General features: G+C 63.6%; 23 protein-coding genes. 8 read left to right on the forward strand and 15 right to left on the reverse strand.

The window, feature by feature from the left end; all coding sequences use genetic code 11:
• Positions 1-152: 152 nt before the first annotated feature.
• The 6 genes from GSQ88_RS26385 to GSQ88_RS26410 are packed head-to-tail and all read right to left on the reverse strand — an operon-like array spanning position 153 to position 6,314.
• Positions 153-1,139 carry a 3-hydroxybutyryl-CoA dehydrogenase gene (locus tag GSQ88_RS26385; protein ID WP_159010695.1) on the reverse strand — a complete coding sequence of 329 codons (987 nt, stop codon included), beginning with the start codon at positions 1,137-1,139 and terminating at the stop codon, positions 153-155.
• Entirely contained in the window at positions 1,136-2,230 is a 1,095-nt protein-coding gene (locus GSQ88_RS26390) for an NAD/NADP-dependent octopine/nopaline dehydrogenase family protein (protein WP_159010696.1), read from the reverse strand. Before GSQ88_RS26390 ends, GSQ88_RS26385 begins: the two co-directional genes overlap by 4 nt.
• Positions 2,227-3,762, reverse strand: a complete 1,536-nt coding sequence (locus GSQ88_RS26395; RefSeq protein WP_159010697.1) for a class I adenylate-forming enzyme family protein — start codon at positions 3,760-3,762, stop codon at positions 2,227-2,229. Before GSQ88_RS26395 ends, GSQ88_RS26390 begins: the two co-directional genes overlap by 4 nt.
• Before the next feature lie 6 nt (positions 3,763-3,768).
• Positions 3,769-5,052 carry an acyl-CoA dehydrogenase family protein gene (locus GSQ88_RS26400; RefSeq protein WP_159010698.1) on the reverse strand — a complete coding sequence of 428 codons (1,284 nt, stop codon included), beginning with the start codon at positions 5,050-5,052 and terminating at the stop codon, positions 3,769-3,771.
• On the reverse strand, positions 5,049-5,858 hold the full coding sequence (locus GSQ88_RS26405; RefSeq protein ID WP_159010699.1) for an alpha/beta fold hydrolase: 810 nt from the start codon (positions 5,856-5,858) through the stop codon (positions 5,049-5,051). The genes GSQ88_RS26400 and GSQ88_RS26405 overlap by 4 nt, the downstream gene beginning before the upstream one ends.
• A gap of 6 nt (positions 5,859-5,864) precedes the next feature.
• Complete coding sequence (locus GSQ88_RS26410) at positions 5,865-6,314, reverse strand: cupin domain-containing protein (protein ID WP_159010700.1); 450 nt, start codon at positions 6,312-6,314, stop codon at positions 5,865-5,867.
• A 162-nt stretch (positions 6,315-6,476) separates the two neighbouring features.
• Between GSQ88_RS26410 and GSQ88_RS26415 the strand changes: the two genes are divergently transcribed.
• The 4 genes from GSQ88_RS26415 to GSQ88_RS26430 all read left to right on the forward strand — a co-directional run bounded on the left by GSQ88_RS26415 (position 6,477) and on the right by GSQ88_RS26430 (position 12,101).
• On the forward strand, positions 6,477-7,238 hold the full coding sequence (locus GSQ88_RS26415; protein WP_159010701.1) for an SDR family NAD(P)-dependent oxidoreductase: 762 nt from the start codon (positions 6,477-6,479) through the stop codon (positions 7,236-7,238).
• A 125-nt stretch (positions 7,239-7,363) separates the two neighbouring features.
• Positions 7,364-8,200, forward strand: a complete 837-nt coding sequence (locus GSQ88_RS26420) for an enoyl-CoA hydratase family protein (protein ID WP_159010702.1) — start codon at positions 7,364-7,366, stop codon at positions 8,198-8,200.
• A gap of 247 nt (positions 8,201-8,447) precedes the next feature.
• Positions 8,448-10,799 (forward strand): bifunctional salicylyl-CoA 5-hydroxylase/oxidoreductase, encoded by a 2,352-nt coding sequence (locus GSQ88_RS26425; protein ID WP_159010703.1) that lies wholly within the window; start codon positions 8,448-8,450, stop codon positions 10,797-10,799.
• A 51-nt stretch (positions 10,800-10,850) separates the two neighbouring features.
• Entirely contained in the window at positions 10,851-12,101 is a 1,251-nt protein-coding gene (locus GSQ88_RS26430; RefSeq protein WP_159010704.1) for a flavin-dependent oxidoreductase, read from the forward strand.
• A gap of 444 nt (positions 12,102-12,545) precedes the next feature.
• Here the strand turns inward: GSQ88_RS26430 and GSQ88_RS26435 are convergent, their stop codons facing one another.
• Both GSQ88_RS26435 and GSQ88_RS26440 read right to left on the reverse strand, forming a co-directional pair.
• Positions 12,546-13,001, reverse strand: coding sequence for a cupin domain-containing protein (locus GSQ88_RS26435; protein ID WP_159010705.1), 456 nt, complete (start codon positions 12,999-13,001; stop codon positions 12,546-12,548).
• A gap of 49 nt (positions 13,002-13,050) precedes the next feature.
• A complete protein-coding gene (locus GSQ88_RS26440; protein WP_159010706.1) occupies positions 13,051-14,223 on the reverse strand; it encodes an ABC transporter substrate-binding protein in 1,173 nt (390 codons plus the stop codon).
• 265 nt (positions 14,224-14,488) lie between these two features.
• Between GSQ88_RS26440 and GSQ88_RS26445 the strand changes: the two genes are divergently transcribed.
• The 4 genes from GSQ88_RS26445 to GSQ88_RS26460 all read left to right on the forward strand — a co-directional run bounded on the left by GSQ88_RS26445 (position 14,489) and on the right by GSQ88_RS26460 (position 18,132).
• Positions 14,489-14,989, forward strand: a complete 501-nt coding sequence (locus tag GSQ88_RS26445) for a MarR family winged helix-turn-helix transcriptional regulator (RefSeq protein WP_174248111.1) — start codon at positions 14,489-14,491, stop codon at positions 14,987-14,989.
• Positions 14,986-15,804 (forward strand): alpha/beta hydrolase, encoded by an 819-nt coding sequence (locus tag GSQ88_RS26450; RefSeq protein WP_246785013.1) that lies wholly within the window; start codon positions 14,986-14,988, stop codon positions 15,802-15,804. The genes GSQ88_RS26445 and GSQ88_RS26450 overlap by 4 nt, the downstream gene beginning before the upstream one ends.
• Before the next feature lie 143 nt (positions 15,805-15,947).
• Complete coding sequence (locus tag GSQ88_RS26455) at positions 15,948-17,654, forward strand: AMP-binding protein (protein WP_246785015.1); 1,707 nt, start codon at positions 15,948-15,950, stop codon at positions 17,652-17,654.
• Between the two features lie 19 nt (positions 17,655-17,673).
• On the forward strand, positions 17,674-18,132 hold the full coding sequence (locus GSQ88_RS26460) for a RidA family protein (protein WP_159010707.1): 459 nt from the start codon (positions 17,674-17,676) through the stop codon (positions 18,130-18,132).
• A gap of 201 nt (positions 18,133-18,333) precedes the next feature.
• Here the strand turns inward: GSQ88_RS26460 and GSQ88_RS26465 are convergent, their stop codons facing one another.
• The 7 genes from GSQ88_RS26465 to GSQ88_RS26495 all read right to left on the reverse strand — a co-directional run bounded on the left by GSQ88_RS26465 (position 18,334) and on the right by GSQ88_RS26495 (position 24,900).
• The gene (locus tag GSQ88_RS26465) at positions 18,334-19,128 is read right to left on the reverse strand and encodes a class II aldolase/adducin family protein (protein WP_159010708.1); all 795 of its coding nucleotides are present in this window, start codon (positions 19,126-19,128) and stop codon (positions 18,334-18,336) included.
• A 171-nt stretch (positions 19,129-19,299) separates the two neighbouring features.
• Positions 19,300-20,088, reverse strand: a complete 789-nt coding sequence (gene soxA / locus GSQ88_RS26470; protein WP_159010709.1) for a sulfur oxidation c-type cytochrome SoxA — start codon at positions 20,086-20,088, stop codon at positions 19,300-19,302.
• Positions 20,085-20,405: a thiosulfate oxidation carrier complex protein SoxZ gene (gene soxZ, locus GSQ88_RS26475; RefSeq protein ID WP_159010710.1), complete on the reverse strand. Its 321-nt coding sequence runs from the start codon at positions 20,403-20,405 to the stop codon at positions 20,085-20,087. Before soxZ ends, soxA begins: the two co-directional genes overlap by 4 nt.
• Positions 20,405-20,896, reverse strand: coding sequence for a SoxY-related AACIE arm protein (locus GSQ88_RS26480; RefSeq protein ID WP_159010972.1), 492 nt, complete (start codon positions 20,894-20,896; stop codon positions 20,405-20,407). The genes soxZ and GSQ88_RS26480 overlap by 1 nt, the downstream gene beginning before the upstream one ends.
• 44 nt (positions 20,897-20,940) lie before the next feature.
• Positions 20,941-21,399 (reverse strand): sulfur oxidation c-type cytochrome SoxX, encoded by a 459-nt coding sequence (gene soxX / locus GSQ88_RS26485; RefSeq protein ID WP_502706770.1) that lies wholly within the window; start codon positions 21,397-21,399, stop codon positions 20,941-20,943.
• A complete protein-coding gene (locus GSQ88_RS26490; RefSeq protein ID WP_159010712.1) occupies positions 21,392-22,660 on the reverse strand; it encodes an NAD(P)/FAD-dependent oxidoreductase in 1,269 nt (422 codons plus the stop codon). Before GSQ88_RS26490 ends, soxX begins: the two co-directional genes overlap by 8 nt.
• A gap of 56 nt (positions 22,661-22,716) precedes the next feature.
• Positions 22,717-24,900: a xanthine dehydrogenase family protein molybdopterin-binding subunit gene (locus tag GSQ88_RS26495; RefSeq protein WP_159010973.1), complete on the reverse strand. Its 2,184-nt coding sequence runs from the start codon at positions 24,898-24,900 to the stop codon at positions 22,717-22,719.
• Between the last annotated feature and the right edge of the window lie 3 nt (positions 24,901-24,903).

Genomic DNA, 24,903 nt, shown 5'->3' on the forward strand with positions numbered 1-24,903 from the left:
TCCGGTTGCGCTTAAGTTCGTCATGCCCGGGCTTGTCCCGGGCATCCACGTCTTAACTGCATCGCCGCAAGAAAGACGTGGATGGCCGGGACGAGCCCGGCCATGACGAACAAAAGATCGATGATAGCATTGAGCCGTGGGGGGCAATCCCCTCACATCACCGGCGGCCGCGCGAGGCCGAAATGCCGGAGCATGTCGACCAGTTGCGCCAGGCGTTGCTCGCGATAGGCATCGACATCGAGGCCGGAATAATCCAGGAAGCCTGAGCCGGTACGCAGGCCGATGCGGCCCTCGCGCATGTTGCGCGAGATCACCTCAGGCGCGCGGTAACGATCGCTGCCGAGCGCGCCTTCAAGATAGCGGCTGGCGTAATACAGAATGTCGCCGCCGCCCCAGTCGATGAATTCCAACAGTCCCAACACGGCGTAGCGGAAGCCGAAGCCGTAGCGGATCGCGGTATCGATATCCTCGGCGCTGGCGACGCCTTCCTCGACCATCCGCGCCGCCTCGTTCATGGCCAGCGCCTGGATCCGCGGCACGATAAATCCGGGTGTCGCCGCGCATACCACCGGCTTCTTGCCGATGCCCTCAAGCAGGGCTTTGACCTGGGCGATGATGGCGGGATCGGTCGCAGCTCCCGGCGATATCTCGACCAGCGGGATCAGATAGGCCGGGTTGAGCCAGTGTACGTTGAGGAAGCGCGCGGGATGCTCGATCGCGCCGGAGAGATCGTCGACCAGGATCGTCGATGTCGTCGAGGCGATGATGATGTCGGGCCCGACGCATTTCGAGGCCGCCGCCAGCACCTCGCGCTTGAGCTCGACCACTTCGGGCACGCCCTCGAACACGATGCCGGCGCCGGCCAAAGCCGCCGCGTTGTCCTGCGCCGGCACCACCGAGACCCGCGCCAGCACCGCTTCGGCCTCTTGCTCACTCAGCAGGCCAAACCGCGCCAGGCTCGCCAGCGTCTTGTCGACCTCGCTCAGCGCTTCGTCTCTCAGCGTGGCAAACTGCTCGGCCGATCGCGTCTTGACGTCGATCATGGTGACGGCATGGCCGGCATAGGCAAAGGCCACCGCGATGCCGCGGCCCATGCGGCCGGCACCGAGGCAGGCGATGGCGGGACGGGGACTGGTCATCGGCGAAAACCTTCGCGTAGCAGGGTTTTCAGTTGGTCGCGGTCGAGATCGCCCAGGCCGAGGCTTGTGAGTGTGCGGCCATGTTGCATGAAATCCTCGCCGCAGATGGCGCCGCCGATCGCGAGAAAGGCCTTTGCCAGCGGCGTGCTGACATTGGCGAGTTCGGCGACCGAGACCAGCAGCGACAGGCCGAGCCGCAGATCCTCGCGCATGTAGCGGTGGTCGGTCAGCACGATGCGCTCGCGCCAGTCGCCGGAGTCGGTGAGGCGGTCGTGCGAGCCACGGCCATACATCCAGATATCGCCTTCACTGGCGTAATGATGCGCCAGCGGGAAATGTGGGGCGCCATAACCAAAACCTTCGCGCACCGCGATGCGCTCGGCATCGAGCGCATCGGTGACCCTTCGGATCGAGGCCTGGGTGCCTTCCTTGTGAATGTCCCAGCGCTCGAAATGCTCGATCGGCCCGGTGTTCATCACGATCAGCGGCGGGTGGATGATCGGCCCGGCATTCATCAGCGCGCCCGACAACGCGTCGCCGCAGGGTTCGATCGCGCCGGGAAACGCTTGGCCGATGATGTCGAGCGCGTGCTCGGCCGCCTGAAACGGAAACACGCCGACCGGCAGCCGCTTGGCGCGGATGGTGATCGCGACTTCAAATGGGCCATGCTTGCGGGTCAGCCATGGCAGCGTGCCGGTCTCGGCAAAACTTACCTTGGCGCGGTTGCCGCCATCGTGCGCGGCTTTCGCGAAGATCATCGAGCCGAACGTCGCCGGCGGCAGGAACACCACCTGGCCATCGGCCAGATGCGGCGCGAGCAGGTCGGCGATATCGGGCTGCGCGAAGGCCGGCGCCGGGCACAGGATCAACGCGGCGTCGCGGACGGCGTCCGCGATATCCGACGTCACCTGCGCGAGCTGGACGTCATGGCGGCCGTTGGCGTCCTTGACGATGATGCGCGAACCCGCCGCGCGATGTGCGGCGACTTGCGCTGCATCCCGCCGCCACAGTGAGACCTCGTGGCCTCCAAGGGCAAAATCTCCGGCGGCGGCGAACGAGCCGTTGCCGCCGCCGAGAACCGCGATCTTCAAGATGTTTCTCCTTGGCCGGGCGCGCGCCCATCAAGCTCGCGCAGCCTGAAATGCTGTACTTTTCCGAGCGCGGTGCGGGGCAGGTCGTCGACAAACACGATGTCGCGCGGCACCTTGAAGCGGGCAAGCTGCGTCAGCAGATGCGCTTTCAGGCTTTCCGCCTCGATCGAACATCCCACGCGCCGGATCACATAGGCCACCGGCACTTCGTCCCATTTCGGATCGGGACGGCCGATCACGCCGCATTCGCTGATATCCGGATGCTCCAGCAGCACACGTTCGACTTCGGCGGGATAGATGTTTTCGCCACCGGAGATGATCAGGTTTTTCTTGCGCTCATGCACCCAGAAATAACCGTCGGCATCGCGCAACCCGATGTCGCCGCTGCGATACCAGCCGTCGTGCAGCGCCTCGCGTGTCGCGGTTTCATTGCCCCAATATTCGCAGAATACGTTGGGACCGCGCACCACGATTTCGCCCGGCATATTCGGCGGCATGTCGTTGCCGGCGTCATCGACGACGGCGGCCTCGCAGCACAGGCCGGGCAGGCCGGTCGAGCCAGTGCGTGAGAGGTCGCCGCCAAGCCTTGTATAGACCGCGACCGGACAGGTCTCGGTCGAGCCATAGACCTGAAGCACCGGCACGCCACGCGCGACGAAGCGCTCGATCAAATGCGGTGGCACGAGGGTCGATCCGGTCGAGATCGCTTTCAGCGACGAAAGATCCGCGCTCGCCCAGCCAGGGTGATCGGTCACCGCCTGGATGATCGCGGGCACCAGCACCGTCAAGGTCGGGCGCTCGCGCGCGAAGCTGGCAAGCGTGGTGTCGGCCGTAAAACGCGCATGGATCGTCACGGTCGCGCCATGGTGTAGCGCCGGCGTGGTCTGGATGTTGAGGCCGCCGACGTGGAAGAACGGCAGCACCGTCAGCACGTGATCTTCCGAGGTCAGATCGTGCATGTGCTGGCTCATCACGCCATTCCACAGCAGTGCGTCCTGCCGCAGCACCGCGCCCTTGGGCCGTCCGGTGGTGCCCGAGGTGTAGACGATCAGCAGCGGACAGATGAGGTTCGCGCCCGCATCGCGGCCATCGCCGCACGCCTGCGCCAGCAACGCGTCAAATGTTGTTCCCGCAGCCGGCGTGAAATTTAACCCCACGACGTTGATATCGGGCCGGCTCTGTTTCAGGGCTGGCAGGATATCCGCAAAGGCCTGCTCGAGCACCACGACCTTGGCGCCGGCATCCGACAGGATGAATAATTGTTCGGCGACCGCGAGCCGCCAGTTCAGCGGCACCAGCATCGCGCCGAGCCGCGCGCAGGCGTACAGCAGCACCAGATAATCCGGCCGGTTCAGGCTGAGAATGGCGACGCGATCGCCCTTGGTAACGCCGAATTCTGTTTGCAGCGCCTGTGCCGTCCGCACGATGCGGGCGTGGAACGCGGCATAGCTCAACACCTCGCCCTCGAAAATCAGCGCGGGCTTTTCGGGCGCGAAGGCGGCATTGCGCTCGATCAGGTCGGAAAGGTCCATGGTGAATTAGTCGTCCGTCTCGCCGGTCTCGTACAGCGCTTCGCGGCCGATGCGGTCGAGGCACAGTTCGGCGGTCCAGGGCAGCATCAGCGATCCGCAGCGGCTGTCGCGATAGATCCGCTCCAGCGGCAGCGACTTCAGCATCGCCTGGCCGCCGCAGGTGCGGATCGCCAGCGTCGCGATTTCGTTGGCGCCTTCCATCACCGAATATTGCGCGGCATAGGCCCGCAGCACCTGTTCCTTGCTAGGGCTGGCGCGCGCTTCGGTGACGGCCTGGAACCAGGTCGACTTGATCTGCTCGAGCTTGATCTGCATCTGGGCAACGGCGATCTGTTTGGTCGGATACATCCGCCGCTTGACCGGCGGCGTGCCCTTCATTTCGCCGCGCAGGTAACGCACGGTGAAATCGTAGGCGGCTTGCGCCAGGCCGACATAGGTCGGCGACAACGTCAGGAACATATGCGGCCAGCGCATCGCGGCCTGGAAATATACCCCGCGCGGCATCAGCGCGGCGTCATCGGGCACGAACACGTCCTTGAACAGCAGCGTGCGCGAGACCGTGCCGCGCATGCCGAGCGGATCCCAGTCGCCGACCACCGAGACGCCGTCCGCCTTGGCGGGCAGTGCGAGATACAGCGTATTGCGGCGCGAGGCCTTTTCGCCCTCGACGATTTCGGTGCAGAGCACGCCGTAATAATCGGCGTGGCCGGACAGTGACGCAAAGATCTTCTTGCCGTTGACGATCCAGCCGCCGTCGACCGGTTTGGCTTCGGTGCCGAACGCGACGCCACCGGCTGCGGCGGCGCCGCCTTCCGAGAACGGCTGCGAATAGATCGCGCCGTCGCCGACGATGCGCCGATAGTGCACGGCGCGGCGGCGCTCGTGCTCGGCGCGGGTCGCTTCATCCATATCGAGGTCGTCGGCCAACGGCCCCGACCACAGCGTCGAGCAGACGTGCATGTTCCAGGTCAGCGCGGTCGCGCCGCAATAGCGTCCGATCTCGGCGGCGGCCAGCGCGTAGGTCTGGTAACCGGCGCCGAGGCCACCATGTTGCTGCGGGATAGCGATCCCGAGCAGGCCGGCGCGGTGCAGATCGCGATAGTTCTCGACCGGGAATTTGGCCTCGCGATCGTAGGTCGCGGCGCGGCCGGCGATCACGCTCTGCCCAAGCTCGCGCGCGGTCGCGATGATCGCAGCCTGCCGATCGTCGAGGCGGAACGCCGCGGGATCGAAGATCGGCCGGTCGAGCGCCACTTTCTCCGGATCGATTTTTCCGACAGGCATGGTCATGATTCAGTTTCCGATATGTCGTCGCTGTCCATCAGGAAGTCCCACAAGACGGCGTTGAATTCGTCAGGGCGTTCGAGATTGGCGAGATGGCCGACGCCTTCGAGTTCGACATAGATCGCGCCGGGCACATAGGTTGCCATCTTTGCCATCATCGGCGCCGGCGCGTTGTTGTCCTTCGAGCCTGACAGCAACAATGTCGGCACCGAAATTTCCTTCAGCGCATGGCGCAGATCAAACCCCATCAGCGCCCGCATGGTGGCGCGATAGGTTGCCGGCGGAACGTTTGCCATGCAGTCGCGGGCGAGCGCCATGCCGTGAGGATCGGGATCGTCACCGATCAACTCCTTGACCAGCGTGGGCGCCAGCGAGACCAGCGTTTCACCGCGATCGAGCGGACCGAGCCGTGCCTCGATGAATTGCTTCTGCCACTCGCCTTCGGGCTTGCCGAAGGCTGGGCTGGTCTGCGCCAGCACAACCGCGCTGGCGATATCCGGATCGTCGGTCAGCAATTGCTGCACGATCATGCCGCCAATCGAATGGCCGACGATCACAGGCTTGATCGCGCCGGTCGCGTGCAGGAAATCCTGCAATGCGTCCGCAAGGCTCGCGATGCTGACCGCGGCAAGCGGCGCCGAGCCGCCATAGCCGGGCATGTCCCAGGCGATGGCGTGGTAGCTATCCCCGAAATAATCCAGTTGTCCGCGCCAGGCTCGCGCCGCGCCGCCGATGCCATGCAGGAACACCAGCGCCGGCGAGGCCGGATCGCCGGCGGCCTCGTAGCCGAAACGGCCGTCGTCGGTCTTCATGCGTGCTTACTCGTTGGCCTCGGGCGGCAGGAAGTTCACCTCGTGCTCGGCCGAGATCCGGACGATTTCCTCGACATCGGTCAGATTGTGCAACTTGGTGAACAGCGCCTCGAGCTTCTGCGTCGGCGACACCCAGAACAGCGCGCGCGCCGGCTTGTCGGACTTGTTGAAATAGCCGTGCGGGATGCCGCGGGGCAGCCGGACCAGATCGCCGGCATTGGCCCGCACCCAGACGCCGTCGAGCTTGAGGTCGAGGATGCCGTCCTGAACCAGGATGAATTCCTCCTGGGTGGGATGAATATGAACCGGCACGAATTGCCCGGGGTCGCTGTTGGTCTCGAACGCGAAGGTCGAGTCGGTGACCGCCTTGGGGAAATAAACCTGTCCGAGGATATTCCAGGTCTTGCCGGAATATCCCGTTCCGTTCTGCGTGATGCCTTTTTCGAGCGCGGCCATGATCGTCCTCCTCCTCATTCGGTTCGGCCGACGCTACCTGCGGAGCTTCGCCTGTCAAGGCGTGCCCACGGCGCCCGGCGTCGCGATGCCCCTCGGCATTGTTGCAAAAGCTTGAAGTATAAAATATATTGTCGATGCAAATAAATTTTGGGGAGACCGCGCATGTCCGCACCACCGCGTTCCGCGCATGCGCTGGTCACCGGCGGCGGCCGTGGCATCGGCCGCGCCATTGCGTCTGCGCTCGCGCAATCGGGCGTCACGGTGACCCTGCTCGGCCGTGATCGCGCCACGCTGGAAGCGGCGGTTGCCGCCGGCGCCGCGCATTTTGCCGCCGTCGCCGACGTGGCGGACCAGGCCGCGGTCAGCGCCGCGATCGCGCAGGCTGCGGCGCGGCAGCCGATCGATATTCTGGTCGCCAATGCCGGGATCGCGGAATCCGCGCCCTTTACCAAGTCAGATGCCGCGCTGTTTCACCGCATGATGGACGTCAACTTCATGGGCGTGGTGCACACCGTGCAGGCGGCGTTGCCGTCGATGAAGGGCCGGCCCTATGGCCGCATCGTCGCGGTCGCCTCGACCGCGGGTCTCAAGGGCTATGCCTATGTCAGCGCCTACAGCGCCGCCAAGCATGCGGTGATAGGACTGGTGCGCTCGCTGGCGCTGGAACTCGCGAGCAGCAACGTCACCGTCAATGCGGTGTGCCCCGGTTTCACCGAGACCGATCTGGTCGCCGGCAGCATCGATAACATCATGAGCAAAACCGGCCGCAGCAAAGAGCAGGCGATCGCCGAACTCGCCAGCCACAATCCGCAAAAGCGGTTGATCCAGCCGTCCGAAGTGGCCGATACCGTGCTCTGGCTATGCGGCGAAGGCGCCGGCGCGATCACCGGGCAGGCGATCGCGGTGGCCGGCGGCGAGGTATAGTTAGAAACCGTCATTGCGAGCGCAGCGAAGCAATCCACAGCCACGAAGAAAGACTGGATTGCTTCGTCGCAAGTGCTCCTCGCAATGACGGCAGGACGCAATGACGAAAAAAAAGGGAGTTTCCCATGTCGAGACCAGCCAACCCCGTCACGCTGCCATTGATCGAATATTCACCACAGCATTTCCTGTTGGCGGTGACCGACGGCGTGGCGCTGGTGACGCTCAATCGTCCGGAGCGGAAAAATCCGCTGACCTTCGAGAGCTACCGCGAACTGACCGATTTCTTTCGCGCCTGCGCGTTCGACGACCAGGTCAAGGTGATCGTCGTCACTGGCGCCGGCGGCAATTTCTCGTCGGGCGGCGACGTGTTCGAAATCATCGGCCCGCTGGTCAAGATGGACACCAAGGGCCTGACCGCCTTCACGCGGATGACCGGCGATCTGGTCAAGGCGATGCGGGCCTGTCCGCAACCGATCGTGGCCGCGGTCGAAGGCATCTGCGCCGGAGCGGGCGCGATCGTCGCGATGGCCTCCGACATGCGGCTGGCCGCGACCGGCGCCAAGGTTGCGTTCCTGTTCAACAAGGTCGGATTGGCCGGCTGCGACATGGGGGCCTGTGCGATCCTGCCGCGCATCATCGGGCAGTCGCGCGCCTCGGAACTGCTCTATACCGGCCGCTTCATGACCGCCGAGGAGGGCGAGCGCTGGGGCTTCTTCAGCCGCATCGTGACGCCGGAACAGGTGCTGGCGCAGGCGCAATTGCTCGCCAAACAGATCGCGGAAGGGCCGACCTTCGCCAACACCATGACCAAGCGGATGCTGGCGATGGAATGGGCGATGTCGATCGAGGAGGCGATCGAGGCCGAGGCGATAGCCCAGGCGCTGTGCATGACCACCGCGGATTTTGCCCGGGCATTCGAGGCGTTTTCGAATAAAGTGAAGCCAGTGTTCCAGGGGAATTGAGGCTCTTTTCCCTCTCCCCTTGTGGGAGAGGGTGGCTCGCATCGAAGATGCGAGACGGGTGAGGGGTCACAACCTATCGTTATGTTGCGACCCCTCATCCGGCGCTTCGCGCCACCTTCTCCCACAAGAGGAGAAGGGAAGTAGGGCGACTGCGGTTGGCGCTAGGCACAAAGCCCTTGCCGGAAAATTACTTTAGACTTAAAGTAATTTCGAAGTGGTCCGGAAAGCACAAAGCACGGAGGCTGTCATGAAGATCGCGATCATCGGTGGCGGCCCGGCCGGGCTCTACGCGGCGATCCTGCTGAAGAAGCAGCGGCCGGCGGCCGAGATCACGGTCTATGAGCGCAACCGCGCCGACGACACCTTTGGCTTCGGCGTGGTGTTCTCCGACGCGACGCTGGACAATTTCGAGAAATATGACGGCCCGAGCTACCGCCGCATCACCCAGGAATTTGCCTATTGGGATGATATCGCGGTTCATTTCCGCGGCTCGGTGCATCGGGTCGGCGGCAACGGCTTCTGCGGCTGTTCGCGCCGCATGCTGCTCCTGATCCTGCAAGAGCGGGCGCGCGAACTCGGCGTCCACTTGATGTTCGAAGCCGACATCGATGAAATCAGGGGCCTTGCCGACGCCGACCTCGTGGTGCTGGCCGATGGTTCCAACAGTCGCTTCCGCGACAAGTTCGCCGATCATTTCCAGCCCGAGGTCGATCTGCGTTCCAACAAGTTTACCTGGATGGGCTCGACCCGGCCGCTCGACGCCTTCACGTTCATTTTCCAGGAGACCGAATGGGGCCCGTTCATCGCCCACGCCTACCAATATGAAGTGGGCCGCTCGACCTGGATTTTCGAGACCGACCCCGAGACCTTCATGCGGGCCGGGCTCGAAGAGTTGGACGAAAAGCAATCCGCCGACCGGATGGCCGAGATCTTCGGCTGGTTCCTCGACGGGCATCGACTCCTGACCAACCGCTCGATGTGGCGCAATTTCCCGATGATCCGCAGCAAGAGGTGGGTCAAGGACAACATGGTGCTGCTCGGCGACGCCAAGGCGACCGCGCATTTCTCGATCGGCTCTGGCACGAAGCTTGCGATGGAGGACGCGATTGCGCTTGCGGATGCGATGCATCGCGCGCCCACGGTCGAGCAGGCGTTGCAGCAATATGAATCCGGACGCCGCGAGGAGGTCGAGAAAACCCAGCACGCCGCTGACGTGTCGCTGGTGTGGTTCGAGCATGTCGACCGGTTCTGGGAATTCGATGCGGTGCAGTTCGCATTCGGCGTCATGACCCGGGCCAAGGCGATCACCTACGACAATCTGATGCTGCGCGCGCCGGACTTTGTCCGCGAGGTCGACAAGGCGTTTGCCAGGCAGGTCCGCACCCAGGGCTTCGACGTCGATACCGAAAAACCGGTCGCGCCGATGTTCCAGCCGTTCAAGCTGCGCGAGATGGCGGTTGCCAACCGCGCCGTGGTGTCGCCGATGTGCATGTATTCGGCGAAAGAAGGCGTTCCCGGTGATTTCCACCTGGTGCATTACGGCTCGCGTGCGCTCGGCGGCGCCGGGCTGATGTTCACCGAAATGACCTGCGTCGGCCGCGATGCCCGCATCACGCCGGGCTGCACCGGTTTGTGGAATGACGAGCAGGAAGCCGCCTGGCGCCGCATCGTCGATTTTGTCCACGCCAATTCGGCGACGAAGATCGCGCTGCAACTCGGCCATGCCGGCCGCAAGGGCGCAACCAAGCTGATGTGGGACGGCATCGACCGGCCGCTCGAACAAGGCGGCTGGGACGTGGTGTCGGCATCGCCAATTCCTTATTTTCCGGACAGCCAGGTGCCGCGCGAGATGGACCGCGCGGCGATGCAGGCGGTCAAGGCCGAGTTCGTCGCGGCTGCGATGCGCGGCGAGCGCTGCGGTTTTGATATGCTGGAGCTGCATTGCGCCCACGGCTATCTGCTGGCGAGCTTTATCTCGCCGCTGACCAATCACCGCACCGATGCCTATGGCGGCTCGCTTGCCAACCGCTTGCGTTTTCCGCTGGAAGTGTTCGAGGCGCTGCGCGCGGTCTGGCCGGCGCACAAGCCGATGTCGGTGCGCATCTCCGCGACCGACTGGGCCGAAGGCGGCATCACCGGGGACGACGCGGTGCTGGTGGCGCGCGCCTTTGCCGAGGCCGGCGTCGATCTCGTCGACGTCTCCACCGGACAGACCGTGCGCGATGCCCAGCCGGTCTATGGCCGGATGTTCCAGACGCCATTTTCCGAGCAGGTTCGCAACGAGGCGCGGGTCGCGACCATGTGCGTCGGCAACATCACGACCGCGGACCAGGTCAACACGATTTTGGCCGCCGGCCGCGCCGACCTGGTGGCGCTCGGCCGGCCGCATCTGGTCGATCCATCGTTCACGCTGAAGGCCGCCGCATGGTACGGCGCGTCGGATGTCGCATGCGCGCCGCAATATCTGCCCGGCAAGGAGCAGATTTTCCGCAACAGCGTCCGCGACCGGCAGGATTTCGATGACCTGAAGATTAAGGCTAAACCAAAGACCCGGGCCGAGTTGAAGTCGGAGGCTGCGAAGCCGCTTGCGGCGGAGTAACCGGTTATGCGACCCTGACGTTATGGTGCGGGTTTGTGTGGAGTTCGGACGATGAAGGCGATTATCGTCGGCGGCGGTATTGGCGGGTTAACCACGGCGCTGATGCTGCGCGCCCGCGGCATCGGCTGCGAGCTTTTTGAGCAGGCCGATAGCATCCGCGAACTCGGCGTCGGCATCAACACGCTGCCGCATGCGATCCGCGAACTCGCCGGCCTCGGGCTGTTGCAAAAGCTCGACGACGTCGCGATCCGCACCGACGTGCTGTATTATCTCAATCGCCACGGCCAGGAAGTCTGGCGCGACCCGCGCGGCATCGACGCCGGCCACGACGTGCCGCAATTCTCGATCCATCGCGGGCGGCTGCAAAGCGTGATCCACCAGGCGGTCGAGGAGCGGCTCGGGAAAGAGGCGATCCATACCGGCTGCCGGCTTGGCGCCTTCACCCAGGACGAAGGCGGCGTGACGGCGCATTTCTTCGATCGCTCCGGCAGCCACATCAAGACCGTACGCGGCGATATCCTGATCGGTGCCGACGGCATTCATTCGCGGGTGCGCGACACGCTGTTTCCGAACGAAGGGCCGCCGTGCTGGAACGGCCTGATGCTGTGGCGCGGCGCGCGCGACTGGCCGGCCTTCCTGACCGGGCGTTCGATGATCGTCGCCGGGGGCCTCAACGCCAAGGTCGTGGTCTATCCCATCGCGGAAGGCTCGAGCCCGGCGAGCCGGCTGACCAATTGGGCGGTGCTGGTCAAGGTCGGCGATGGCAACGCGCCGCCGCCACGCCGCGAGGACTGGTCGCGGCCCGGCAAGCGTGAGGAATTGATGCCGCATGTCGCGCGGTTTTCGGTGCCCTATGTCGACGTGCCCAATCTGATTTCGGCGACGCCCGAATTTTACGAATATCCGACCTGCGACCGCGATCCCTTGCCCTATTGGTCGAGCGGCCGGGTCACCCTGCTCGGCGATGCCGCGCATCCGATGTATCCGGTGGGCTCCAACGGCGCCTCGCAGGCCATTCTCGATGCGCGTTGCCTCGCCGATGCGCTGGCGCGCTCCGAGCATCCGCGCCAGGCGCTGATGATCTACGAGCAGAAGCGGTTGCCGATGACCGCGGAGATCGTGCGCTCCAACCGCCGCGGCGGCCCGGAAGGCGTGATCGACGCCGTCGAGCAATTAGCGCCCGACGGCTTTGACAATATCGACCACGTGCTGAGCTACGCCCAACGCGAAGCCATCGTGCGCGGCTACGCCAGTAAAGCTGGTTTTGCGACGGTGCCGGGCTTGGCGGCGGTGCGGGCTTGAGTTAGCTGCGGCCGCGGCTAGTCCCGCCGTCATCCCCGGGACGAACGCAGCGCGTTCGCCCGCGAGGTGCGCGTCGTCTTCGACGCGCCTTGAAGGGTGGTGTTCAGCGCCGTGCGTGCGGCCATCCTTCGAGGCACGCAAGAAAGTGCGCGCACCTCAGGATGACGGCGGGGTTGCGGCAACGTAGCCCGGATGAGCGAAGCGACATCCGGGATCTCATGTCCCGCATATCGCGGAGCCTGTCATCGGGCGCGCGTTCGCGCGACCCGTTGGCTCATGCGGGCTACGGGCTATGCCTCGACCTCTCAACGTCAATGCGAGGAGCCCTTTGCGACGAAGCAATCCAGCTCTTCGCTTGCCGCCTGGATTGCTTCGCTATCGCTCGCAATGACGATGCTTAAGCGGCATTCGAAAATGACGCGGCGTTCGCTGCGTGATCGCCGCTCACACCCCCGGAGGTGGCGGCAGGAAGTGGACGTTGTATTCGGCGGCAAGCGCCACCACGTCCTCGGGCTTCTGCTCCTTCATGTTGTGCAGGCCCCAGAACAGATCGTACAGTTTCTGGGTCGGCGACACCCAGAACAGCACTTTCGCGGTCTGGTCGGACTTGTTGAAAATGCCGTGCGGCATGCCCATGCCGAGCCGGATCAAGTCACCCGGCGTCGCCTGGGCTTCGGAGCCGGCGAGCATGAAATCCAGTTTGCCTTCCAGCATATAGAGATATTCGTCCTGGTCGGGATGGATATGCGGCGGCACGAAGGTGCCCGGCGGCAAGGTCGCATGCCATGAAAAGGAATGCTCGCTGCAGCTTTTCGGCACATAGGTCTGGCCCAGGATATTCCATGAAATTCCCTGCATGCCCTCGTTGGCGCGGGTGATGCCGGTGATCTCGCTCTTCATCGTGTTGCTTCCTCCGTTGTGGCGCCGCTTGTCGGGCTTTGAAAACGCTCTAGTTGGCGACGCAATCCTTGGCATAGCGGTCGCCGTAATTCTCGAACACTTTCTGGACGATCTCGGTCTGGAATTTGCCGTCGGCGCGTTTTGCCACTTTGGTCAGATAAAAATCCTGGATCGGATAGCCGTTGGTGTTGAACTTGAAGCCGCCGCGCAGCGAGGTGAAGTCGGCCTTCTTCAGCGCCGCGGCCACCGCGTCCTTGTTGCCGAGGTCGCCCTTGACCGCCCTGACAGCGCTGTCGATCAGCATAGCTGCATCATAGGCCTGGAAGGCATAGGTGGCGGGCACAGCGTTGTAGGCCGCCTCATATTCGCCGACGAATTTCTTGTTCTGTGGATTGTCGAGATTGGGCGCCCAGTCGGCGCCGCCGAACATGCCGATTGCGGCGTCCTGCTGCGCCGGCAGGGTCGATTCATCGACCGTGAACGCCGAAAGGAACGGGATCTGGTCGGCGAGGCCGGCCTGCTTGAACTGCTTGACCAGGCTGACGCCCATGCCGCCCGGCATGAAGGTGAAGATAGCATCGGGCTTCATCGAGGCGATCTTGGAAAGTTCGACCTGGAAATCCAGCGTGCCCAGCGGCACATAGGTCTCCTCGACGATCTCGCCCTTGTAGTCGAGCTTGAATCCGGCAACCGAATCCTTGCCGGCCTGATAGTTCGGCACGATCACGTAAACGCGCTTGTAACCGCGGTCCTGCGCGACCTTGCCGAGGACTTCATGGACCTGGTCGTTCTGGTAGGAGGTGACATAGAAAAACCGGCTGCATTCCTTGCCGGCATAACTCGACGGCCCGGCGTTCGGACTGATCAGGAACGTGCTGGAATCCACCACCGGTTTGTGGATCGCTTGCAGGATGTTGGAGAAGATCGGTCCGACGACGAAATCGACCTTGTCGCGTTCCAACAGGCCCCGGACCTTGGTCACCGCCGTGTCCGGCTTGAGTTCGTCGTCGACGGCTATGACCTCGACATCGCGGCCGCCCATCTTGCCGCCGAGATCCTTGACCGCCAGCATCAAGCCGTCGCGCGCCTGTTGGCCGAGCACCGCGGCCGGACCCGACAAGGTCACGATCACGCCGATCTTGATCTTCTCTTGGGCCGCGGCGGGATTGGCAGCGACGCCCAGCAACATCGCCAGTGCGGCCAGTTTCAACGGCTGTCTCATGTTCTCTCCATTGATTGCCGATTGCGCGACGCTGAAATCCGCAGGAAGGCTGAAGTCTGCAGCAAGATAGCTTATTCCGATGCAAGCTCCCGCCGCAAGCCAAGCAACGCGTGCGCCGATCGTCAAAAGCTTTGCATGCAAGCCGCGCGCCAATTGTTTGAACCCTAAAGAAAGTTGAAAATCGCGCCGGTTGCCGCCATTGTCGCTTTGACTTACCCCACCGGTGAGCCATTATCGAAGGCCCAAAGCCAGATATGATCGCATCATGATCCTTGATTCCGAGACCAAGGCCGTCGAGCTCCCGCACGAGCACGGCGATGAACTCAGATTGTGGCTGCGGCTGCTGACCTGTACGACCCTGATCGAGGGCGAGGTGCGCAGCCGGCTGCGCGAGCGCTTCGACGTCACGCTGCCGCGCTTCGACCTGATGGCGCAACTCGACAAGGCGCCGGAGGGCATGACGCTGTCGGACGTCTCCAAGCGCATGATGGTGTCGAACGGCAATGTGACTGGGCTGGTCGAGCGGCTGGTCGAGTCAGGTCATCTCGATCGGCGGACTTCGGACACCGATCGCCGGGTGCAGGTGATACGCCTGACAAAAGCCGGCCGTGTCGAGTTTCGCAAGATGGCCGCCGAGCACGAGAGCTGGATCGCCGACATCTTCTCGGATCTGGCGCCCAAGGACGTCCGCGAATTGATGCGGCTGTTGGCCAAGACCAAGGCGTCCGCGCAGAAATCCGCAACGGCGAGAGCGTCATCGTGTTGAGCGAGCCCATAGACTTTGAGGTCGAATACAACAACCGGGCGCGGGTTCCGGAGCACCCGGGGCTGATCGCCGGTTGGGCGAAAGACGCCGCCGCCTATCGCGAAACGCATGCGCCGCGCGTCATCGCCTACGGCCCCGGCGCGCGTCACACCGTCGATGTGTTTGCCGCCGACCGCGGCGGCCCAATGGTGGTGTTCATTCACGGCGGCTATTGGCAGGCGCTCGATGGCTCGTTCTTCAGTCACATGGCGCGCGGGCTCAACGCCCACGGCATCAGCGTCGCGATCCCGACCTACGATCTGTGTCCCGCCGTCACCGTCGATCAGATCATCCAAGAGATGCGGGCCGCGACGCGCGAACTGGCGCGGTTGGGCGAGAAACTTGTGGTTAGCGGCCATTCCGCGGGCGGTCATCTCGCGTCCTGTTTGCTGGCCACCGATTGGCCCGCGCTCGACGCCGCGCTGCCCGCCGACTTGATCAGCGCGGTCTACAGCATTTCGGGCCTGTTCGACCTGGTTCCGTTGGTGGGCACGTCCACCAATACGCCGCTGCATCTCGACGCGGCCTCGGCGCGGGCGGCGAGCCCGTTGTTCTGGCAAGCGCCGGGACACGGCAGCCTCGATGCGGTGGTCGGCGAGGACGAGAGCGCGGAATATTTCCGGCAAAGCAAGACCGCGATCGAGCGTTGGGGCGCGGCGGGTCTCGCGACCCGGTTCGGCGTCGTGCCCGGCGCCAACCATTTCACCGCGATCGCGCCGATGGCCGATCCCGATACGCCGATGGTGCAGCGCCTGCTGCAATTGGCGGCGCGCTGACTTTACCTCCCGAATTCAAAAACTGGAGAACAGCCCCCGGCGGCCCTTGCGCCAAACTATTTTAAGCCTAAAATGATTACCGGATAGCTGCCGGGCGTCCTCAAGATTGATTTCAAGCCGTTCATCCCGAAAGCGAGGGGACGATGGAAATGTCAGGTGGAATTCCAGATATTTTAGGGTCATCTCTCGGCCCGTCGGGGCACGTCGATGATTTTGCGCGGCGCAGCCTTCCGCCGCGCGATCAGTGGCCGGAATTGCGACTCGACCGGCCAGAGTTTCAATACCCGGATTATCTCAACATCGCAGTCGAGCTGACCGACCGTATCGTCGAGAAGGGCCTCGGCGACAATGTCGCGCTGATCGGCAATGGTCGCCAGCGCACCTACAAGGAACTGGCGGATTGGTCGAACCGCCTGGCGCATGCGCTGGTCGAGAATTACGGCGTCAAGCCGGGCAACCGGGTGCTGATCCGCTCGGGCAACAATCCGGCTTTGGTTGCGGCATGGCTGGCGGCGACAAAAGCCGGCGCCGTCGTCGTCAATACGATGCCGATGCTGCGGGCCGGCGAACTGACACAGATCATCGACAAGGCGGAGATCGCGCTGGCGCTGACCGATAGCCGCATCGCCGACGAACTGGTCGCGTGCGCCAAGACCAGCCGGTTTCTCAAGCAAGTGGTGAATTTCGACGGCACCTCGAACCATGACGCCGAACTCGATCGCGTCGCGCTGGGCAAATCGGTGCGGTTCGATGCGGTGAAGACCGGGCGGGATGACGTGGCCTTGCTGGGATTCACCTCGGGCACCACGGGCGAGCCCAAGGCGACGATGCACTTTCATCGCGATCTCATGATCATCGCCGATGGCTATGCCAAAGAGGTCCTCAAGGTCACGCCGGATGATGTCTTCGTCGGGTCGCCGCCGCTGGCCTTTACCTTCGGGCTCGGCGGCCTCGCGATCTTTCCGTTGCGGTTCGGCGCCACCGCGACGCTATTGGAAAACGCCTCGCCGCCCGAGATGGTCAGGATCATCGAAACCTACAAGGCCACGATCTGCTTTACCTCGCCCACCGCGTATCGCGCGATGATGGCCGCGATGGACAAGGGCGCCGATCTGTCGTCGCTGCGGCTGGCGGTGTCGGCGGGCGAAACCTTGCCGGCGCCGGTGTTCGAAAGCTGGACCCGCAAGACCGGCAAGACCATCCTCGACGGCATCGGCTCTACCGAGATGCTGCACATCTTCATCACCAACCGGGTCGGCGATGCGGTGGCGGGAAAGACTGGAAGGCCGGTGTCCGGTTACGAGGCGAAGATCGTCGATGCAGAGATGAACGAGTTGCCGCCGGGCACCCCCGGCAAGCTCGCGGTTCGCGGGCCGACCGGATGCCGCTACCTCGCCGATAGCCGGCAATCGAATTATGTGCGCGACGGCTGGAATCTGACCGGCGATACATTCGTCTGTGACGAGAACGGCCGCCTGTCGTTCGTCGCCCGTTCCGACGACATGATCGTCTCCTCCGGCTACAACATCGCAGGGCCGGAGGTCGAGGCGGCGTTGCTGGCTCATCCGGCGGTGGCCGAATGCGGCGTGGTCGGAGCGCCGGACGAGGCGCGCGGCATGATCGTCAAGGCCTACGTGATTTTGGCGTCCGACGTCACGGGCGACGCTGCGTTGGCGACCGAACTACAGGATCACGTCAAGCAGACGATCGCGCCTTACAAATATCCGCGCGCGATCGAGTTCGTCGAACAATTGCCGAAGACCGGAACCGGCAAGCTGCAACGATTTGCCTTGCGGCAAATCGCGATGCAAGCCGCGGCCTCGAATTCATCCGGCATGGCCGCGGAATGAAGGCAAGGGAGACCCGATCGTGAGCATGCCAAAAGGCCCGTCGCTGGCCGTGCTACCCGTTGCCGATAACGAGGCGTCAGATACCGGCTTGCAGATCTTGCAGCCGAGCGGCTGGCCGATGCCCAAGGGATACGCCAACGGCATGGCGGCCGACGGCCGGCTGGTGGTGACCGGCGGCGTCATCGGCTGGAATATCGCGGGCGAATTGGCCGATGAGTTTGTCGCGCAAGTGCGGCAAGCCCTGAGCAATATCGCAGCCATCCTGGCCGAGGGCGGCGCGCGGCCCGAGCACCTCGTGCGTCTCACCTGGTATGTCGTCGATATCGAGGAATATCTCGCAAATCTGAAATCGCTCGGACAGGTCTATCGCGAGATTTTTGGCGCGCATTATCCGGCGATGGCGCTGGTCCAGGTCGTGCGCCTGGTTGAAAAGGCCGCGCGGGTCGAGATCGAAGCCACCGCCGTGGTGCCGCGCTAGAGCCTTTTCCGTTCCGATGAAATCGGAACGGGGCTCTAGTCTTTTGTTTGACGCGTTTTCTTCACGCGAACTGGTGCCCACGGAGCCTGTCATCGGGCGCGCATTCGCGCGACCCGTTGGCTCGAAAACGCTCTAAAACAAAACCCCGACCGTTGCATAACGATCGGGGTTATCAGTTCTGTAGCTTGAGTTTATTGTTGGTTAGTTCCGGTACGAAGGATCGACCCGGTCGAGCTTACGCAGCAGCGCCGGCCACGCCAGATCGCCGTTGCGGTTCGGCATGTTCGGGCGCGGCCTTACCTTGTCGAACGTCGCCTCAAGAACCTCCTGCGGCGGATAGATCAGCTTGGTGTTGCAGGACAGCGCCATCACCTGGACTTCGCAGGCGCGCTCCATCCGATAGAGCAGGTTGAAGGCGGCGGCGACGGTTCGCCCGACCACGAGCAGTCCGTGGTTGCGCAGGATCATCGCTTCGTGTTCGCCGAGATCCGCGACCAGCCGCTCACGCTCGCCGACATCGTCGGCGATGCCTTCGAAGTCGTGATAGGCGATGTGCAGGAATCGCATCGAGGTCTGCGCCAGCGGCAGCAGCCCGCATTCCATCGCCGAGACCGCCATGCCCGCGGGCGTATGGGTGTGCGCCACGCAATCGATATCGGTCCGGGCCATGTGAATGGCGCTGTGAATGACAAAGCCGGCGGCGTTGACGCCATAGTCCGAGGCATTGAACAGCGTGTTGCCGTCGACATCGATCTTGATCAGGCTCGAGGCGTCGATTTCCTCATAGAGCATTCCATAGGGATTGATCAGGAAGTGATCATGCGTGCCGGGAACGCGGCATGAAATGTGGTTGGCGATCATCTCGGTATAGCCGTACATCGCGGTGAGGCGGTAGGCGGCGGCGAGGTCGACGCGGGTTTGCCATTCTTCGGGGCTCACCTGTTCGCGGACCGATTTGACGACTTTGATGGCGGGAGAGCTGACGGGCGGGGTCATGGCGTTTCTCTGTCGATCTCTGTTGAACGGACCTAGCTTCAGGATAGCGGCAACCTGCGCTGCGCCGCAAGACAGGCGAGGCCGCCATCGCTGCAACGCAGCCATCGCCAATGCGCTGCGGAAAGGCCTATTGGAAGGCTAAATTGGCTAAAATGCCGTCCGGCGAAGGGCCTAAGGCCGCACGGCCGGTGTTTCGATCGGCATCCCCCGGGCCCGCGACATCAAATAGAGCTCGAGTTCGACCAGTTCCGGCGCGCCATAATCATAGGGTTGCGCCCGAACGCCGGCCATGCAGCTGCGCAGCCGCCGCTCCAGCGATCCAAGCGACTGCCATTCCAGCCGATACAGCGGATAACCGGTCGGCTGTCCCTGCGTGATCGCCGATCCCGCCAAATGCTTGTCCCAATTGTCGTCATGGCAGTTGGTGCAGCCGAGATTGAGCTGCCCCTGCCGGTGCATGAACAGGTCGCGGCCTTTGGTGATAAACGGTTCAAGCTGCGGGTCCGCGCCGGTCTCGATCGCGACGCCGCGCGATTGTTCGGCGACAAAGGCGGTGAGCGCCAGCAGTTCGTGGCTTTCGTAAGCGAGCGGCGTCGCCTGCTGATTCCGCACACGACAGAGATTGATGCGCTGTTCCAGATTGACCGGGCGTCCGAGCGCCTGATCGAAGGCCGGGTAACGCGCCGCGACGCCGCGCATGCTGACGCCGGCGTCATGGTGGCAATCGGCACAGGCCTTGCTCAATGCGCCGGCTTTGTCCTTCCACAAGGAAGCGCCGTCCAGCACCGATAGCATGCCGGGATTGGCGGTATCGTCGTTCTGGATGGCCTGGGTTTCCGGCGCCGTGAAGCTGTAACCGGAGCGGCGGGCGCCTTGCGGAATTTCGGTGGCGAGCAGCGGAGCGACGATCCCTGCCGTGACGAGCAGCGCTGCGCCGATTATCGCGGGAATTGATTTCATTCGACGGTGATCAATGCCGAGGCCGATTCGGCAAAGCCGTTATCGCCGATCCAGTCGAAGTCGAATTTGCCGCTCTCGGTCGCGACCGTGAAGAAGGTGATGAACGGATTGGCCGCGATCGCGGGGAACAGATCGGCGCGAAAGATTTCGGCGCCGTTGTAACGGCAACTGAAGCTCGTGATGATGTTGCGTGGTATGAGCTCACCGGTCGCGGTGCGGCGATAGCCGGTCTCCATGATATGCGACATCAGCGTTTTGATCTCGATGATCTCGCCGCGTTTGGCTTTGGCCGGAACGTTGATCAGGGCGGACGCCATCAGATCACCTCGTCGGTGCAGGCGGCCAATGTCACGATGACATCGACGCTGGTCTGCCAGAACGAGCCGTCGGAGAGTTGTGCGATGGCGACGATCTTCTGGCTGTCGGCCAACCGAATGCGGGTCGAGATTTGGCCCCGGCCGGCGCGGGGACCGAGGTAGAAATTGCCGATATTCGGCTGCGGGTTCTTCTCGTTGAAAACGTGAATGCTCTTCACATAATCATCCGGCGTCATCGGGCTCGTCACACTGACGGTCATCGGCACGGTGTTGCCGTTCTCGACCAGCGGCGGAATATCGAGTCTCACTTTGCCAGTCTTCACCACGGCCGCGCCGGTCACGTTGCGGATGGCGGTCGCGAGCATCGCGGGCGTCGCTTCCGCAGGCCGCAGCGTCAGAACCGAAACCGCGCCAAGCGCGGCCGTGCCGCCGGCGAGGCCCAAGAACTGGCTGAAGAACTCGCGGCGTGTGGAAGTGTCCGGTTCGCGCATCGCTGCTTTCTCGTTCAAGCTATCCCGCATGCTATTCCCGCATCCTATTCCCGCAATGTCACGAGATAGGCCACGATATCCTCGATTTGTTCCGCCGACAGGATCGGCTTGCCGCGCCAGGCCGCGCCGACACGATCCAGCCCGTCGACGCGGTAATAGGACGGCATGATCGTTGACGCATTGAGGCGGGATGCATCCACCAGCCGAAGCCGCAATTGACCTGCCGACCAGCGGCTGCCGGTGCCAGCCAGATTGGGCGCGAGATCGCCCTCGAACCTCTGCTCGGGAAATGGGCCATTGTGACAGAGGATGCAAGTGCTGCTGCGCTCGACCACGAGCGCCCGGCCGCGCGCGGCGTCTCCCGGCGTGCCGGTCAGCGACGTCGCAATGCCGTCGCCGATCACGACAAAATTTTGCAGCGTCTGCGCGGCGGCGGCACAAGGCAGTGCGACCGTAGAGGCCGCGATCCAGATACTGCCTGAAAGGATCGTTGATCTAACCAAAGGCGTCCACCGTAATCGTCTTGAACCAGGCTTGCGCCGTATCCGCTTCGCGCTGCCGGACCTCGCGTGGTGCATCGACGGGGCTTGTGACATTTGCCTCGACCTCGACGAATTGGCCATCTTTCGGTTGATAGAGACCGGACAATGAAAAGGCATAACCGGGGGCGACCGTGTTGTAGCAGGCGCCATTGAGCCGCGGCGTCTCAGGGGATTTTCCCGCCATCAGGCTGATGATCGCCGTGGCGCAGGCTTTCGCTTCGGCATTCGCAGCAGATGCGGATTTTGGGATGCCGCCGGCAATACAGGCGTCGCCGATGACGTGGACATCAGGCACGAGCTTTGAAGCGAATGTCACCGGATCGATCGGGCACCAGCCGGTATGATCGGCGGCGCCGGCGATCTCGGCGATACGGCCGGCCTTTTGCGGCGGGATGACGTTGGCGACCTTGGCCGGGTAATTGCCGAAATCGGTGACGATCGTATTGGTCGCGGGATCGACCGACACCACCCGGCCACCTTGCGACAGCGCGATCCGCTCGATCATCCCGGGATACAATTCCTTCCAGGCATTCTCGAACAACCGCTGCTGCGGAAAGGCGTCCTTGGCGTCGAGGATCAGCACCTTGGAGCGCGGCTTGTTCGCTTTCAGGTAATGCGCGATCAGGCTGGCGCGTTCGTACGGCGCCGGCGGACAGCGCGACGGGCTGGCGGGCACCGCGAGCACGACCGTGCCGCCGTCCTCCATGGCTTCGAGCTGCCGCCGCAACAACGCGGTCTGCTCGCCCGCCTTCCAGGCATGGGGCATTTTGGTGGAAGCCGCCTCGTCATAGCCGGGCAATGCGTCGAATCGCAGATCGATACCGGGCGCCAGCACCAGCCGGTCGTAGCCGAGCGTGGTCCCGTCGGCGAGGCCGACTGTGCGGGTGGATGGATCGATCCTGGTTGCGGCTTGCGCGATGACGGTGACGCCTTCGGCGATGATCCTGTCGTAGGTGAATTGCTGGGATTTCAACTCGCGCAATCCGGCGATCACCTCGTTGCTGAACGGGCAGGCCGTGAAAACGCGGTTTGGCTCGATCAGCGTCACCTGCAATGCGGGATCGATCCGTCGCAGCGCCCGTGCGCAGCTTGCGCCGCCGAAGCCGCCGCCGATCACGACAACGCGCGCCGCGGACTGTGCGAACGAGGGCGATGCGAGCGTCAACGCCGCGGCCGCAGCTAAGCCACGAACGACGTTCCTCCGCGTTTGTAGCGCGTTCATCGATAGTCCGGTGCGAGAGAGCGAGCGGCGGCCCTGAGGCCGCCGCTATGGTTTCATCAGGCGAAGGTGATGTTCTGATCCCGCAACGGCACCGAGCGGATTCGCTTGCCGGTCGCGGCGAAATACGCATTCAGCACCGCCGGCGCCGCGACGCAGATGGTCGGCTCGCCGACCCCGCCCCAGAAGCCGCCGCTCGGCATCACGATCGCCTCCACCTTCGGCATTTCGTTGATGCGCATCGAGTTGTAGGTGTCGAAATTGGTCTGCTCGATGGCGCCGTCCTTGACGGTGCAACCGCCATAGAACAAGCCGGTCAGGCCGTAGACAAAGGAGCCGGCGACCTGCCGCTCGATCTGCGCGGGGTTGACGGCATAGCCGGGATCGGTCGCCGCGACGATCCGGAGCACCTTGACCTTGCTGCCGTCGGTCACCGAGATTTCCGCGGCGGCCGCGACATAGCTGCCAAAGCCCATATATTGCGCGAGGCCGCGATAGACCCCTTGCGGCGCCGGCTTGCCCCAGCCGATTTTCTCGGCGACGGCCTCCAGCACCGCAAGATTCTTCGGATGATCCTTCATCAGCTTGCGCCGGAATTCCAGCGGATCCTGACTAACGGCGTGCGCCATCTCATCCATGAAGGATTCCACATAGAGCGCGTTGTGGTTGACGTTCACGCCGCGCCAGAAGCCCGGAATGATGTGCGGGTTGCGCATCGAATGGTCGATCAAGAGATTGGGGACCGAATATCCGAACGTGGCATCGCCCTTGGGCGCGAGACCCTGGAACGTGGAGGGATCCATGCCGTTGATCAGTCCTTCCGGACGCAGCGTGAACTGGATCGACTGACCGGATACCCGCATGTGCAGCGCCGTCAGATTGTTGTCGGCGTCGAAGCCCGCCGTCATCTTGCATTGCGTGATGGGATGATAGCGGCCGTGCGTCATGTCCTCTTCACGGGTCCATAGCAGCTTGATCGGCGTGCCGGGCATCTGCTTGGCGATCAGCACGGCCTGTCGGACATAGTCGGTCTGGCCACGCCGGCCGAAGCCGCCGCCGAGCATCAGCTTATGCACGTCGCATTTGTCGGCGGGCAACTCGGAGGCTTCCAGCACCGCGGCAAAGGCGGCCTCGCCATTCTGCGTGCCGCACCACACTTCGCATTTGTCCTGCGTATAAAGCGCGGTGGCGTTCAGCGGCTCCATCGCGGCGTGGTTCTGGTAGGGGTAGCTGTAAACCGCCTCGACCTTCTTCACCGCACCGGCGAGCGCGGTGTTCACGTCGCCATTGGAATTGCCGACATAGGCCTGACCGCCCTCAAGTCCTTCCGACAGCCATTTGGCAATCGAAGCGCTGGAGACCTTGGCATTCTCGCCCTCGTCCCAGACGATTGGCAGCGCATCGAGCGCGGTCTTGGCGTGCCAGAACGTATCGGCGACGACGGCAACCGCGGTGTCGCCGACTTTCACCACCTTCTTCACGCCCTTCATGCCCGCGATCTTGGCTTCGTCGTAGCTTTTCAGTCTGCCGCCGGTGACCGGGCAGTCCTTGATCGCGGCATTGAGCATCCCCGGCAATTTGACATCGATGCCGTAGACGGTCTTGCCGACAACCTTGTCGGGCGTGTCGAGACGCTTCAGCCCCTTGCCGGCGAGCTTCCAGTCCTTGGGGTCCTTTAGCTTGACGTCGGCCGGCGGCGTCAGTTTTGCGGCGGCTTCGGCCACCTTGCCGAACGTCGTGGTCTTGCCCGACGGCTGATGCGTGATGACGCTGTTGGCGGCGATGCATTCGGCAGCCGGTACCTTCCACTCATTGGCCGCGGCTTCGATCAGCATCACGCGCGCGGCGGCGCCGCCCTTGCGCACGTAATCCTGCGAGGTCCGGATGCCACGGCTGCCGCCGGTGGAGAAATCACCCCAGACACGCTTGCGGGCGACATTCTGTCCAGGCGAGGGGAACTCGGTGGTGACCTTCGACCAGTCGCATTCGAGCTCTTCGGCGACCAGTTGAGCCAGACCCGTCAGCGTACCCTGGCCCATTTCCGATCGTGCGATACGGATCACGACGGTATCGTCGGGCTGGATCACCACCCAGGCATTTACTTCCGGCGAACCGTCGGCCGCGCGTACTGCGGCGGGCCCGCCAAAGGGAATGTCGAGGCCGAGCGCGAGGCCGCTTCCGACCGCGGCGGTGCCGATGACGAAGGCGCGGCGATTCATGGTCGGCAGGTTGAGTTTTGGCATGTG

Source organism: Bradyrhizobium sp. S69, assembly GCF_009766005.1.
In the GTDB taxonomy this organism is placed as follows: Bacteria; Pseudomonadota; Alphaproteobacteria; order Rhizobiales; family Xanthobacteraceae; genus Bradyrhizobium.

Coding starts and splice junctions, on each gene's coding strand:
- GSQ88_RS26495 (WP_159010973.1), bottom strand. CDS start 24,900: ATGCCAAAACTCAACCTGCCGACCATGAATCGCCGCGCCTTCGTCATC.
- GSQ88_RS26395 (WP_159010697.1), bottom strand. CDS start 3,762: ATGGACCTTTCCGACCTGATCGAGCGCAATGCCGCCTTCGCGCCCGAA.
- GSQ88_RS26405 (WP_159010699.1), bottom strand. CDS start 5,858: ATGAAGACCGACGACGGCCGTTTCGGCTACGAGGCCGCCGGCGATCCG.
- GSQ88_RS26455 (WP_246785015.1), top strand. CDS start 15,948: ATGGAAATGTCAGGTGGAATTCCAGATATTTTAGGGTCATCTCTCGGC.
- GSQ88_RS26465 (WP_159010708.1), bottom strand. CDS start 19,128: ATGACCCCGCCCGTCAGCTCTCCCGCCATCAAAGTCGTCAAATCGGTC.
- GSQ88_RS26435 (WP_159010705.1), bottom strand. CDS start 13,001: ATGAAGAGCGAGATCACCGGCATCACCCGCGCCAACGAGGGCATGCAG.
- GSQ88_RS26400 (WP_159010698.1), bottom strand. CDS start 5,052: ATGACCATGCCTGTCGGAAAAATCGATCCGGAGAAAGTGGCGCTCGAC.
- soxZ (WP_159010710.1), bottom strand. CDS start 20,405: ATGGCGTCCGCCCTGATCAACGTTCCGGCCAAAGCCAAACGCGGCGAG.
- GSQ88_RS26440 (WP_159010706.1), bottom strand. CDS start 14,223: ATGAGACAGCCGTTGAAACTGGCCGCACTGGCGATGTTGCTGGGCGTC.
- GSQ88_RS26430 (WP_159010704.1), top strand. CDS start 10,851: ATGAAGGCGATTATCGTCGGCGGCGGTATTGGCGGGTTAACCACGGCG.
- GSQ88_RS26425 (WP_159010703.1), top strand. CDS start 8,448: ATGAAGATCGCGATCATCGGTGGCGGCCCGGCCGGGCTCTACGCGGCG.
- GSQ88_RS26480 (WP_159010972.1), bottom strand. CDS start 20,896: ATGCGCGAACCGGACACTTCCACACGCCGCGAGTTCTTCAGCCAGTTC.
- GSQ88_RS26415 (WP_159010701.1), top strand. CDS start 6,477: ATGTCCGCACCACCGCGTTCCGCGCATGCGCTGGTCACCGGCGGCGGC.
- GSQ88_RS26410 (WP_159010700.1), bottom strand. CDS start 6,314: ATGGCCGCGCTCGAAAAAGGCATCACGCAGAACGGAACGGGATATTCC.
- GSQ88_RS26445 (WP_174248111.1), top strand. CDS start 14,489: ATGATCCTTGATTCCGAGACCAAGGCCGTCGAGCTCCCGCACGAGCAC.
- GSQ88_RS26420 (WP_159010702.1), top strand. CDS start 7,364: ATGTCGAGACCAGCCAACCCCGTCACGCTGCCATTGATCGAATATTCA.
- GSQ88_RS26385 (WP_159010695.1), bottom strand. CDS start 1,139: ATGACCAGTCCCCGTCCCGCCATCGCCTGCCTCGGTGCCGGCCGCATG.
- GSQ88_RS26490 (WP_159010712.1), bottom strand. CDS start 22,660: ATGAACGCGCTACAAACGCGGAGGAACGTCGTTCGTGGCTTAGCTGCG.
- soxA (WP_159010709.1), bottom strand. CDS start 20,088: ATGAAATCAATTCCCGCGATAATCGGCGCAGCGCTGCTCGTCACGGCA.